The 12,866-nt window shown below is 68.6% G+C and carries 10 protein-coding genes; 8 read left to right on the plus strand and 2 right to left on the minus strand.

Going from position 1 to position 12,866, the window contains the following annotated elements; all coding sequences use genetic code 11:
• Positions 1 to 147: 147 nt before the first annotated feature.
• Both I8N67_RS35695 and I8N67_RS35700 read right to left on the minus strand, forming a co-directional pair.
• Entirely contained in the window at positions 148 to 1,194 is a 1,047-nt protein-coding gene (locus tag I8N67_RS35695) for a CBS domain-containing protein (protein WP_200308441.1), read from the minus strand.
• Positions 1,191 to 3,008 carry a DUF262 domain-containing protein gene (locus tag I8N67_RS35700; RefSeq protein WP_200308442.1) on the minus strand — a complete coding sequence of 606 codons (1,818 nt, stop codon included), beginning with the start codon at positions 3,006 to 3,008 and terminating at the stop codon, positions 1,191 to 1,193. Before I8N67_RS35700 ends, I8N67_RS35695 begins: the two co-directional genes overlap by 4 nt.
• 182 nt (positions 3,009 to 3,190) lie before the next feature.
• On the opposite strand from I8N67_RS35700, the gene brxD reads away from it, so the two are divergent.
• The 8 genes from brxD (at position 3,191) to I8N67_RS35740 (ending at position 12,866) form a co-directional block, all read left to right on the plus strand.
• Entirely contained in the window at positions 3,191 to 4,540 is a 1,350-nt protein-coding gene (brxD, locus tag I8N67_RS35705; protein WP_200308443.1) for a BREX system ATP-binding protein BrxD, read from the plus strand.
• Positions 4,540 to 6,738: a DEAD/DEAH box helicase gene (locus tag I8N67_RS35710; protein ID WP_200308444.1), complete on the plus strand. Its 2,199-nt coding sequence runs from the start codon at positions 4,540 to 4,542 to the stop codon at positions 6,736 to 6,738. Before brxD ends, I8N67_RS35710 begins: the two co-directional genes overlap by 1 nt.
• Before the next feature lie 805 nt (positions 6,739 to 7,543).
• A complete protein-coding gene (locus tag I8N67_RS35715) occupies positions 7,544 to 7,894 on the plus strand; it encodes a hypothetical protein (protein WP_200308445.1) in 351 nt (116 codons plus the stop codon).
• 103 nt (positions 7,895 to 7,997) lie between these two features.
• On the plus strand, positions 7,998 to 10,052 hold the full coding sequence (locus tag I8N67_RS35720) for an NACHT domain-containing protein (RefSeq protein ID WP_200308446.1): 2,055 nt from the start codon (positions 7,998 to 8,000) through the stop codon (positions 10,050 to 10,052).
• Positions 10,053 to 10,160: 108 nt separating this feature from the next.
• A complete protein-coding gene (locus I8N67_RS35725; RefSeq protein WP_200308447.1) occupies positions 10,161 to 11,318 on the plus strand; it encodes a sensor histidine kinase in 1,158 nt (385 codons plus the stop codon).
• Entirely contained in the window at positions 11,303 to 11,992 is a 690-nt protein-coding gene (locus I8N67_RS35730) for a response regulator transcription factor (protein WP_200308448.1), read from the plus strand. Before I8N67_RS35725 ends, I8N67_RS35730 begins: the two co-directional genes overlap by 16 nt.
• An 87-nt stretch (positions 11,993 to 12,079) precedes the next feature.
• Positions 12,080 to 12,295, plus strand: coding sequence for a hypothetical protein (locus I8N67_RS35735; RefSeq protein ID WP_200308449.1), 216 nt, complete (start codon positions 12,080 to 12,082; stop codon positions 12,293 to 12,295).
• Positions 12,296 to 12,635: 340 nt separating this feature from the next.
• On the plus strand, positions 12,636 to 12,866 hold the full coding sequence (locus I8N67_RS35740; protein WP_200308450.1) for a hypothetical protein: 231 nt from the start codon (positions 12,636 to 12,638) through the stop codon (positions 12,864 to 12,866).

Raw genomic sequence — 12,866 nt, forward strand, 5'->3', positions numbered from 1 at the left:
TGCCGATCGCGTCACAAGGGGCCGGTGTCCCGGAGGACACCGGCCCCACACCGCGCCGGCGTACCGGATGTCGTCGGGCCAAGAGCGCTTACTCACCGCTTGCCGGTCCAACCTGACGCCCACCTCTCGTGACCGCCACCAGCCGCCTCAGGCCACGAACGCCCGAAGCACCTTCGCGAACGTCGTCAGCTCGTCGATCAGCTCCTGCGGAAGCGGCTTCTCGTCGAAGTGGGCGATCCGGTTACGGATGTCCTTCACTCGCTTCAGGCGGCCGATGAACTGTTCCCTGGGCATGTTGGGCCACTTCAGCGCTTCCCAGTTGGCGTCGGCGCTTTCGGCCAGCGACGTCTTCGTCTGGTCGCCGTCGAGGAGCCTCAGGTAGTCGCCGAACATGAGGTCGGAGACCTGCCCGGTGCGGTGCTCGGGCTTCTTGTTCGTCTGGACAGCCTTGACGGTCTCCTCGTCCAGCGCCGCGCCCAGGCAGCGGCGCAGCAGGGACTCGATCTCCCCGACGATGAAGAACGGACGCGCCGCGCCCTCGAAGCGGTCCGTGACGTCCGCCGCGGTGACGATGCCCGAGAGGCAGCCGTCGTCGCCCCGGACCAGGAGATACCCGTGTTCGCGGATGACCGGCAGGGCGGAGAAGAACTCCTGGCGGGTGTCGGCGACCGGGAGGGAGTCCTTCTCCATCGCGTTGTCCAGCGTCGGCTGCTTGCCCGCCTCGTACATCTTGGCGACGGACCCCCAGGTGACGACCCCGTGGATCTGCGCCATTCCGGTGGTCACCGGGACCTGCGCGACGCCCTTCGTGCGCATCAGGAACGTGGCCTGCGGCAGGGGCGTGCCGGGACCGACGGACACGAGGCCGCGCCGCGCCGACGGGATGTCCCCGAGCAGCAGACGCTGCGGAAGGGCGGCCGAGGGCAGGGCCTCCTCGGTCTCGTCCTCCTCCACGTCAGCGGGGGCGGCCTGCGCGGGGACGGATGTGAGCGGCACCACGTCGACGTTGCTGCGCTGGCCGCACACGGCGAAGTCCGGCAGCGTCGTCAGGCCGGCGTCCGTGAGTGCCTGCGAGATGCGGTGCACCGTCCGGTGGTCGCGGACTCTGACCTGGAACAGGTCGAGAATGTCCTGCACGGGGACGGTCCTGCCCTTGAGCGCGGCGAGATCCAGCCCGCTCGGTGAGGTCGTCATCGGGCGTCGGCCTCGGCGAGGTCACGGAGCATCGTCCTCTTGCCCATGGCGACCTGTACGAGATCCTGCAACTGCTTGGAACGGTCGCGGTAGAACCGCTCGTAGTCGTTGTCGCGGAGCGCTTCCGGATCGATGAGGTGGGTGGCGAGTACGTCGTCGAACCACTCGGGTCGCATGTCGGAGGCCGCGACCATGGTGGACAGATAGGACGCCGGCGCCCCGGTCATGTCCATCGCCGCACGGTAGGACAGCGGGGTCTTGTTCACGATGGAGTTCGTGGGCAGGCCCTCACTGTTGCCACGCCGGAACCAGGTCTTGGGGAAGATCTGCCGGACGTCCACGCCGTACTCGTCCAGCCTGCCTGGTTTGAGCGGGCTGTCCGTGTAGTGCAGATCGACCGCCCCCTGCTTGATCAACAGGGCGTAAATGCCCTTGTAGGCGGCGCTGTTGCGGGTGGTGAGACTGTCGAGGCGGTCGGCGAAGAAGAAGGCGTCCGTGACGGTGTCGGGCGCCCGCTCGTCGTGCGCGATCCAGGGGACGAACTGCTCGACGTCACGGGTGAAGCGGGTCTCGGTGGAGCCGCCGTACATCTCGCCGAGGACCCCGCACCAGTACCACTGCTCGGTCTTCTCCTCCGACCCCAGACCGTCCAGTGCCGTGTCGAGGATGGCCCGGACAGCCGCGAGCGGGACGAGCTGAGTCTTGTACGGCAGATCGTTCGGGCGGACGATGCACTGCCGTTCCAGGAAGTCGCCCACCCAGGCGAAAGCCTCGGCGAGTTTCGGCGCCAGGCGGACGAAGTCGGCCAGTGGGAGGTCCAGCAGGTCCCGGCGCTTGCACGACACCGTCGCCCCGGCGCCTGCCTGCTTCCGCTCCCAGGTGCGTACCAGGGCGATGGCCTGCAGGAAGTCGATGCTGCTCAGCCCGTTCTCGAGGCCGCTGTCCAGACGGCCGAAGACCGGGTACTTGGCCGCCAACGCCTGTTTGATCTCCCGCCACACCTGGGGGAGCTGGTAGTAGTCCCCGGTCCGGTTCTCGTACTCGCGGTCCCCGGCGTAGGTCGCGGTGAGCAGTTCGAAGACGTTCAGGGGCACACCGCCCGTGTTGACCCGCTCGAACACCGCGCAGACGGCGTCCATGGAAGTGGAGGCGGCCAGCCGGATCATCGGGACCTGGAAGGCACGGATCTGCTGGAGGACCGACTCGTCGAACTGGCCCCACAGAGCCCAGTTCCGGTCCTCGTCCGCCTTGACGTACGACATCATCCACTGGTTCACGCGCTGAGCGTCGAAGACGAGGTGCAGCGGGAAGAGACCGGCCGCGCACTCACCCTTCGTGGTGCTCAGATCCAGCACCACCGTGCGGTTGAAGTCGGTGCGGAGCACCTTGTCCGCCGGGACGGACAGGATGGCCTCGTCGCGGTCCGCGGACGGGCCGACGGCCTTCGCGATGTCGACGTAGTACCAGCGCTCGATGGGCTTGCCACGGGCGTCCGCGGTCTCCACCGGGGCGTCCAGCCACAGGGCCTGGAAGAGGGAGGTGAGGCGCTGCTGCCCGTCCAGCAGGAGGAGGTCCGCGGCCGGATCGCCGTCCGGACGTGCTCCGGTGAGCGTCCGGGAGCGGAAGCGGGTGGCGCCGCCGGTCTGCAGTGTCATCACCACGCCGAGCGGGTAATCCAGCGTCACCGTCGCGATGATGGCGCGGATCCGGTCGTCGTCCCACTTCCAGTTCCGCTGGAAATCGGGCAACTGTAAGGAACCTGACGCCACGTCCGCCAGTACGTCCTTCAGCTTCACATTGTCGAGTGCCGCCACGTTCGTCCCACTCTCACCCTCGTGTATGTACGGAGAGTGATTCCAGCAGCGTCTCCCGGTGACCGTCAACCGATTCAACGAAGTGGGCGCCTCGCCACGATGCCGCGGGAAGCGCGGACCGATCCACGGCTACCTTCCGGTCCCCGTACTGGCGTGCCTGCGGAAATGGAAGACTGGTTGCCGTGAGCACCACCGGATCCCAGCGCCTCGCCCAGGTGAGCGCCGCCCGCCGCCGTACCGTCATCGACGCGCTGCGGCGCGGTGCCGTACCTGACAGCGGACTCGACCTGCTGGCCACCGGACTCGACCGGTTCGAGGCGGCCCTGGACGCGGAACTGGACGCCGTGGCGTCCGGCGGCTCCGTGTTCAAGGCCGTGCGGGGTGAGTACGGGTCCGGCAAGACGTTCTTCACCCGCTGGCTGGGGGAGCGGGCCAAGCGCCGTAACTTCGCCGTGGCCGAGATCCAGATCTCGGAGAACGAGACCCCGCTCCACCGGCTGGAGACGGTCTACCGGCGGCTCACCGAACGGCTCACCACCGCCAGTTTCCCTCCCAGCGCGCTGCGGCCCGTGGTCGACGCCTGGTTCTACGCACTGGAGGAGGACGCTCTCGCGGCCGGTGCGACCGAGGGCGAGCTTCCGGGCGAGGTCGAGAAGCTGCTCGCCGCACGGCTCGCCGAGGTCTCCCGGCACGCCCCGTCGTTCGCCACCGCTCTGCGCGGCTACCGGGCCGCCCTCGCGGACGGCGACGAGGCGACCGCTGCGGCCGTCCTGGCGTGGCTCGGCGGCCAGCCGCACGTCGCGGCCTCCGCCCGCCGGTCGGCCGGGGTGCGCGGCGACCTTGACCACTTCGGCGCCCTCGGGTTCCTGCAGGGGCTCCTCACCGTGCTGCGCGACTCCGGGCACACCGGGCTGTTCGTCGTCCTCGACGAGGTGGAGACGCTGCAGCGGGTCCGGTCGGACGCCCGCGACAAGGCACTCAACGCGCTCCGGCAGCTCATCGACGAGGTGCACTCGGGCCGCTTCCCCGGCCTCTATCTGGTCATCACTGGCACCCCGGCCTTCTACGACGGTCAGCAGGGCGTACAGCGCCTGGCCCCGCTCGCTCAGCGGCTGGCCACCGACTTCACGACCGACCCGCGCTTCGACAACCCTCGCGCCGTGCAGATCAGGCTTCCCGGCTTCAACCAGGAGTCCCTGGTCGGACTCGGCCTCACCATCCGTGACCTGTACGCCGACGCCGCACAGATGCCCGAGCGCGTGCGGAAGGTCGTCGACGACGCGTATGTCGCCGACCTCGCGGTGGCCGTCGGCGGTGCGTTGGGCGGGAAGGTCGGAGTGGCTCCCCGGCTTTTCCTGAAGAAACTCGTCGGGGACGTACTCGACCGCGTGGACCAGTTCGACGACTTCGACCCCCGGCAGCACTACCGGCTCACCGTCGCCGGCAGCGAACTCACCGATGTCGAGCGGAACCTGGCCGCCACGGTCTCCGGAGACTCCGCGTCGGCCGATGACATCGAGCTGGAGCTGTGATGGCGGACGCGGGACTGCGTGCCGGGAAAGACCAGGGTGACGAGGACGCCGACGTACTGGACCGACTCGACCCCGTCGTCCTGCATCACATCGTCAACACCCTCGGCTGGCCCGATCTGCGCCCCCTGCAGCGGGCAGCGATCACGCCGCTCATGCAGGGGCAGGACGCCTTACTGCTGGCTCCGACGGCGGGGGGCAAGACCGAGGCGGCCTGCTTCCCCTTGCTGTCGGCGATGACCGAGCAGAAGTGGACCGGTACATCCGTGCTGTATCTATGTCCGCTCAAGGCACTTCTCAACAACCTGGTCGTCCGTGTCGACTCCTACGCCCAGTGGCTGGGGCGACGCGCTGCCCTCTGGCACGGTGACACCAAGGAATCGCAACGGCAGCGCATTCGGGCCGAGGCTCCGGACATCCTGCTGACCACGCCCGAGTCGCTCGAAGCGGTGCTGATCGGCGTCAAGACCGACCACGCCCGCCTGCTGGGAAGCGTCCGGGCCGTCGTCATCGACGAAGTCCACGCGTTCGCAGCGGATGACCGGGGATGGCACCTGCTCGCCGTGCTCGAACGGCTGGAGCGGGTCACCGGACGGCCCATCCAGCGCGTCGGGCTCTCGGCGACCGTCGGCAATCCGGCCGAGTTGCTGCACTGGCTGCAAGGCGCGGGCGTCGGCAGCCGCACCGGTCAGGTCGTCGCTCCTGGAGTGCACCTGCCGGCCACCGACAGCAACGGACCCGGCGACACAGCAACCCCCGGGCCGTCCCGCAGGCCTGCGGGCGAAGTGGAACTCGACTACGTCGGTTCCCTCGAGAACGCTGCCAAACTCATCGCGGCGCTGCACAGGGGAGAGAAACGACTCGTCTTCTGCGATTCTCGCCGCCAGGTCGAGGAGCTTGGCGCGGCGCTCCGGGCGCGCGAGGTGACGGTCTTCCTGTCTCATGCCTCGCTCTCCGTGGATGAACGCACGCGTTCCGAGCAGGCGTTCGCCGAGGCCCGCGACTGCGTCATCGTCTCCACGTCAACTCTTGAGCTCGGCATTGACGTCGGTGACCTGGATCGCGTCATCCAGATCGACTCACCGGCCTCCGTCGCCTCGTTCCTGCAGCGCATCGGCCGCACCGGCCGGCGTCCCGGCACTGTGCGGAACTGTCTGTTTCTCACTACCCGCAAGGAAACGCTGCTGCAGGCAGCGGGCCTGTTGCTGCTGTGGTCGCGGGGCTGGGTGGAATCGGTCGTCCCCCCGTCGGAGCCGCGTCACCTGGTGGCCCAACAACTGCTTGCCGTCACCCTGCAACAGCACAAGCTCGGCGACCAGTTGTGGGACCGGCAGTGGAACGGCCTCGCCCCCTTCGACAAGTCGGCCGCCCCCATCCTGCGCTTCCTCACCGAGGAGGGCTTCCTCGACAGCGACGGTGGAATGCTGTTCGTCGGCCCCGAGGCGGAACGCCGCTTCGGCAAAAGGCACTTCATCGAACTCACCGCCTCCTTTACCGCACCTCCGCAGTTCACCGTCCTGTCCGGACGCACGGAGATCGGCCGCACCGACCCGAGCGTACTCACGGAGGAACGTCCCGGCCCAAGGCGGTTGTTGCTCGGTGGACGTAGTTGGCAGGTCACGTACATCGACTGGCTGCGCAAACGCGTCTTCGTCGAGCCGGCGGACAGCGGCGGTATCGCCAAGTGGATGAACGGCGGCGTCACCGGACTGTCGTACGCCGTGACGCGTGCCATGCGCGAGGTGCTGCTGGGTACGGACCCGCCGGTCTCCCTCACCCGACGTGCGGAGGCGTGCCTGGCCGAACAGCGTGAGACCGACGCACCTGACACCGTCCACCCGGGCGGCACGTTGATCACGCGCGTCGGCTCCGACGTACGCTGGTGGACCTGGTCCGGCTACCGCGCCAATGCCACCCTGGCCGCCACCCTCCAGTCGGTCACCGACCCTCTGCAACGGCCCACCGACAGCTGGCTGCGCCTGCGCGAGAACCTCACTCCGGCCGCCTGGCGTGATGCCCGTGAGAACGTCGGCGAGAACCTCGTCCTACCCGACGTGGACCGCCGGGCCGTCCGCGGGCTGAAGTTTTCCGCCGCTCTTCCGGAACGCCTCGCCGTGGCCACGGTGGCGGCCCGTTTGGCCGACTTCGAGAGCGCCCGCTCGGTACTCGGTGAGACGACGCGCTTTCAGTACGACGGCTGAGTCGGAAAAGCCACCACGACGGCTTCGGACGGACGCCAGGTGTTACGCCCCGCCCCAGCTGCTCCGTCCCTTCGGAGACATGAAGCCCGTGTACGTCGTCGACTGGGCCGATTTATCAACATGACGGCCCAAGACGGACATGGACCTCATCGAGCGCATCGGGCGGACCGTCTGATCCCCATAGTGACGACGCCCGTCCCGGACCGCTCCAGCGCGGGTGTCTCCTGACGTAGCCATCAAGGTAGCCACGCAAGCGCCCTCGCAATACGTTTGCCCAGGTCATAGCGCTGCGGTGCCAGTCCCCGGCGTACAGCCCGACTCGTCTGCCACCAGCTGCGGCTTTGCCTGGAAAGGGGCCTCTGATCTGCGACGGAGGCCCCTTCCGGTCACCGCGGTCATCGGGGCGGTCTTGGCCCGGCGGGATTACGCAACTGGGCATTCGGCGGTATGCGGCGCGGCTCTTGCCGCGAACCGGAGCGCGGTGGGGCGTCTTGCAGGCAAGACGATGTCCGGCGAACCGCTGGCTACCTCCGCTGCGCGTCGCCCCCGCTGCTGTCGGGCGAGGTGGCGCTCGACGGACCCGGCGATCTGTACAGCGTCAGCTGCCTGCCGCACCGCATCCGTCCGCTTCTGGAACCGCGCGACGGGAGTGGAGGCGCTCAGGATCGCCCTGGGCGTTCAGGCGCACGACACCGCCCTGTTCTCCGGGCCCGTCGGCGTACGCGGCAGTGAGCCGTTCGCCGTATACGACTTCATCAGGGGGATTCAATGATTGCTGGGATGTCTGCGTCCCGTGCGGTGAAAGATGACACTTATGCAGGGGTGGAAGAGGACTGTTGTCGTCGTGGTTTCCGGCGCTCTCGTCGTGGCGACGGGCGCTACCTGGGTCGTGATGGACCTGAATACAGCCGCACAGGCGGCAAGCGTCATCGCTTGCGTCACCGGCATCGCGGTCATGCTCTTCACCCTGCTGCACACCCCCGACGCTTCCCCTGAAGCGACGCGACGGGCCGTCCGTACGGGGGAAGCCACCGTCACGGGCGACGGTAGGGCGAACACGGGCGTCGCCTCCACCACCGCAGGCCACGCCGAGGACACAGGGGATGCCAAGGGTTTCGGTGGCAAGGCGAATACCGGAGTCACAGACGGTCTATGAAAAAGCTCGCGGTATGACACCACGGCCCTCCAAGAGGCCCACAAGTCAGGCGACCCACACGGGACCCGCCACATCGACCGGTTCCGGGCTAGCCAATTCCGGCGTGATCCACAAGCTGGTCCTGAAGTTCCCTCCGCTCCAACCGCCGGCCTGGGAAGACCGCCTGAGCGACGCGGCTGCCCAACTCGCCGGTCACTCGCAGCGGAACGGCACGGAGCAGGAGCGACGGCGCGGAGTGTGCACCCCGCCCCCGATTCAGGTGCGCTTCACCGCCGCGCCCGAGGACCTCGTCGCACAGTCGGCCAACATCCTCGGAACCGAACTCGGCGCCGCCGCACCCGAGCCACTCGACCTCGACGGGCGGCTCGCCGACATCGCGGATGTCTACCGGCGCACCAGCGGTCGGCTGGTCATCCTCGGGGAACGCGGCGCGGGGAAGTCCGTCGTCGCCCAGCGGTTGGCCCTCGAACTGCTTGACTCCCGGCGCCCCGGGCAGGACCCGGTGCCCGTCGTATTCGGCCTGCACCGATGGGACCCCGCCACCGAACTGAGAGACTGGCTCACAGCCTGCCTCCAGCACGACTACAACGGCCTTGACCTCACTGGTGCCAGTGGCGTGAGCCTCGCCCAGGACCTTATCGACAACGGATACATCCTCCCCGTCCTCGACGGATTCGACGAGATCTCGCCCGGCTGGCACAAAGACGCCCTGAGGCAGCTGAGCGCCACCACGATGCCCCTCGTGCTCACCAGCACCACTGACGCGTACACCAGGACCGTCCGCGGTGGCAGAACGCTGTCCCGCGCTGCCGCCATCGTCCTCGCCCCCCTCACCTGGGACGACCTCCGTCTCTACCTTCCCAGAACAGCTCACACGACGTCCTCCGCGGACGAGTGGAACTCGACGCTGGCTCCCCTCTCACCTTCTGACGACGACCTCATGGCCAACCCCAGCGGCCAGGCCCTCTCCACCCCGCTGATGGTCGGTCTCGCCCGGAGTATCTACAGCGACGGTCCCCGCAACCCTCGGGAACTTCTCGATACCGAGAAGTTCTCCACGGTGTCCGCTGTACAGACCCACTTATTGGACCAGTTCGTGCCCGCCGTCTACGAAGGGCAGTGTCCATGGAGCGCCCAGAACGCCCGGCGCTGGCTCGGATACCTCGCTCAGCGGCCCGCTCGAAGTGACATCGCCTGGTGGAGCCTGGCCGACTCCGTCCCTCGGAGTCAGCGCCTCATCGCCCTCGCCCTGCCTGCGGCCCTTCTCGGGGCTGTCACAGGCCGCTTCGCCTTCGGAACGACCGGCGGCATCGCGGGAGGCGCGCTGCTCCTGCTGCTGGGCGCGCTCATCGGATGGTCGAGAAGTCCCGTCCCGGCGCGCATGGCCCTGCGAGTCTCGGGCCGGGCGAGGCACGTCCTGGATCAGTTGGTGGTCGGACCGATCGGCGGCCTCACCGTTGGACTGATGGGTTATCCGATGGTGCGACAGTGGGGCTGGCTGACGTTGGCCCTCGCCGGAGGGGCAGCCAGCGCCCTGGGCGGGCTGCTCACCGGCTGGGCTCGGCAGCGGGACCCGGAAGCCGACGTAAAGCCGCTGTGGAAGGAAACCGGACTGGGTCTGGTCGGCGGCACCGCGGGAGGACTCACGGTCGGCGTCGTCTGCCTGCTCGCTCGCGTGCCCAAGCCCACGGATGCGTACGGTCTCTGGCTGATCCTCGGCTGTGTCCTCGGACTGGCCTTCTCCCTGGGAGCCGCCGTACTCGCCCCCATTCGTGTGGAGACCGTCGTCACACCACGAGCGCTCCTGCAAGCCAACCGTCGGTACGCCTTGTTCCAGGCATGCAGTGTCGCCCCGGCCTACGGACTGGTGTCGGGGATGTTGACCGATCCCGTGAACGGACTCGTCCTGGGGCCCGCGGTCGGCCTCGCCTTCGGTATCGGGGCGCACGCCTGGGGGCGGTGGCTGATCGTCGTACGCTTCTGGCTGCCGCTGACGGGCCGACTGCCCTGGGCGGTCTGGGACTTTCTCGACGACGCCCACCAGCGTGGCGTCCTCCGGCAGGCAGGTGCCACACACGAGTTCCGCCACGCTCGTCTCCAGGACAACCTGGCTGAGCACTATGTGGAAAGCCGTGGCAGCCGCTTCTGGTCGGACTGAGCGGAGCCGGAATCCGGCGCCGCACGGTTGCGGGTGTCGGTGTCCCCGTCGGTCTGTCGGCAGTTCGTCCGACATGACGTCGGTCCGTGAGGCTGGAACGCTGTACGTATGGGAATGACAGAGCGGACCGAACGAGTGGTCCTCGTCGGCCTGCTGGTGCTGCGTGTGGGTCAGTACGGGCCGGGGGGCCTGGCGGTCCTGGGGGGAGACTGGGGGGTGTACTCCCAACCACGGCTAGTCATCGCACTGTACGTGTTGGCGGTGATGTGGTCGGGGGTCGTCATGACCACCGCGTTCCGCAGGGGTGCGCTGCCGATGCCGCCGGCCGTGGCCGAGGTGGCACTGCTCGGGGCATGCACGGTGGTGGTGGGGCGGCTGTGCGAAGGCCAGTCGGCCGTGGGCTGGGCGAACTGGACCGTCGGGCCGCTGCACGGCGCGGCCCTGATCGCGGTGCTCTATCTGCACCGCGGTGTTGCCGCCGGTTCCGTGGTGCTGCTGGGCGTGTCCTATCTGACGGGTCTCGGTAGCCGAGCCGTGGAGAACGCCGAAGCCCTGCGGGGCGCGTTCGGCAACACCATGATGCTGTGGACATTCACCGTGGCCGGCGCGCTCTTCGTCCGACTGCTGCGCCGTCAGGCGCAGGCCACGGACACCGCGTACGCCCAAGCGCTGAAAGCGGAGACGCAACGGACCGCCACTCAGACACGGTACGACGAGCGCACCCGCCAGTACCGGATGCTGCACGACACCGTGCTCAGCACGCTGACGGCGATCGCCCGCGGCGGCCTGGACAACGACAGCGAGGAAGTGAGGGAGCGCTGCCGGACGGATGCCGACTACCTCAGGGCGCTTATCGCGGCGACACCTTCCAAGGCCGTGCCCGCCACACTCGCGGTGGAACTGGCCGACGTGGGGCGCCGCGCTGCCGGCCTGGGCCTGAGGGTCCATCAGCAGTCCGACGACCTGCCCTCCGATATGCCTCAGGAGGTGGTGGACGCGTTGGCCGGGGCTGCCGCCGAGGCCCTGAACAACACCGCGAAACACGCAGGGGTACGCCAGGCGTATCTGACGGCCTTCGGCGACGGCCAACGGGCCACCGTCGTGGTCAGTGATCAGGGGCGCGGGTTCGACCCCGCCGGATATCCGCGTGATCGTGGGATAGACAGGTCCATCAGGAGCCGGATGGACGCGGTCGGGGGACAGGCCGACATCACCAGTGCGCCGGGAGAGGGAACCAGCGTGGAGCTGACATGGCAGCAGACGTGAGCGAACAGGAGACAGCGGCCCGGGTGGCCGCCGTGGACGACGACCCGATGGTGCGCGCGGGCTTCGCTGCCTGGCTGGCAGATCGGACGGACCTCCAGGTCACCGCCGTGACGGCGACCGTCGCCGAGTTTCTGGACCACCCGGGTGCCGCACGCACGGATGTCGTTCTGCTCGACCTGAATCTGCGGGACGGTATCGAGCCCGCCGACAACATCGCCGGGCTGCGAGCCGCCGGACACACCGTCCTGGTCGTCTCCGTCCACACCGACCCGGGCCTGGTCCTGTCCGCTCTGGAGGCAGGCGCGGCCGGCTACCTGGTGAAGAAGGACGACGGCGACGTCCTTGCCGAGGCGGTGCACACGGTCGCTTCGGGCGGCAATGTGATCTCTCCGGAAATGGCGTTCGCCATCTCCCGGGACCGCCGTCCGGACAGGCCCAGGCTCTCCCCGAAAGAACTGGCCGTGATCAGGACGTACGCGAGCGGTGTCACCCTGGCCGCCACCGCTCGGCGCGTGGGCATCGCCTACGGGACGGCACGGGAGTACCTGGACCGCGTCAAGAAGAAGTACGAACGGGTGGGCCGCCCCGCACGCACCAAACTCGAACTCGCCGCCCGACTGCAGGAGGACGCCGATACCCTGGACCCTCCCCCCGGGAAGCGGCCCACCCCCTGACGCCGCGTTCCTCGACTCAGGGCACTCCGCGCCGGCGGATGTCGGGGAGATTCGTCGACGGCGGGCTGTTCCCCCAGCCGTGCACCCGTGACGGCCGGGACGACGACACGGGTGGTGGCCATCCAGCGGGAGCGGTTGGCCGATGACGCACAGGACGTCGTCGCTCCGTCCCCTCGCCGTTGCCTCGGTCGATGTCGTGACACCCGCGAGTACGCAGACCGCAGCACCGACTTCCGCAAGGGCCAGTACGACAACCCGCAGGCACGCGCCTTCGTCGGCAGCAGCTGGAACCGCGGGCACTGATCTACTGCAACAGCTACGGCCGCCTGTCGCAGTACCCGCACCACCTCTGGCGTCCGCCGCCCCCCAGCGCCGTCCGGCCCGAGCTCGTCTCGCCTTCCCTCCGGACCGGCTGCCCCATCCCCACACCAGCCTTTCGATCCCGCACCATGCTCGGCCAAGACCATGGCCATCGCGGCGAACCTGAGCGGGATCGCCTTCCCCGAAGCGTGGCTGGCCTCGCGCGTCCACCGGCGCCGCCAGGAGAGCGGCAAGCGGCAGACCCTGGAGACGGTCTACGCCGTCACCAGCCTCGATACCCACCAGGCCAGTCCAGGCCAGCACTGCCGACCTGGGCGGATACGTGCGCGGACACTGGGGAATCGAATATTCCAGCCGCCATGTCACGGATGTGGTGTTCGCTGAGGACGCCTCCACCGTCCACACCGGCAGCGCGCCGTGGGCGATGGCCGCTTCGCTGAACCTGGCCATCGGCAGGCTGCGGCTGCTGGGAGCGGACAATTCCAGCCACCTTGCCGAGGTGCGATGTTGTGCCTGCAGTGGTGCACGCGAGAGCATGTTCGATGATCGATAA

The organism is Streptomyces adelaidensis, from assembly GCF_016598475.1.
GTDB lineage: Bacteria > Actinomycetota > Actinomycetes > Streptomycetales > Streptomycetaceae > Streptomyces > Streptomyces adelaidensis.

Bases quoted from the DNA above. Each gene is read 5' to 3' on its own strand.
- I8N67_RS35695 (WP_200308441.1), bottom strand. From the start codon at position 1,194: ATGACGACCTCACCGAGCGGGCTGGATCTCGCCGCGCTCAAGGGCAGG.
- I8N67_RS35710 (WP_200308444.1), top strand. From the start codon at position 4,540: ATGGCGGACGCGGGACTGCGTGCCGGGAAAGACCAGGGTGACGAGGAC.
- I8N67_RS35715 (WP_200308445.1), top strand. From the start codon at position 7,544: ATGACACTTATGCAGGGGTGGAAGAGGACTGTTGTCGTCGTGGTTTCC.
- I8N67_RS35725 (WP_200308447.1), top strand. From the start codon at position 10,161: ATGGGAATGACAGAGCGGACCGAACGAGTGGTCCTCGTCGGCCTGCTG.
- I8N67_RS35730 (WP_200308448.1), top strand. From the start codon at position 11,303: ATGGCAGCAGACGTGAGCGAACAGGAGACAGCGGCCCGGGTGGCCGCC.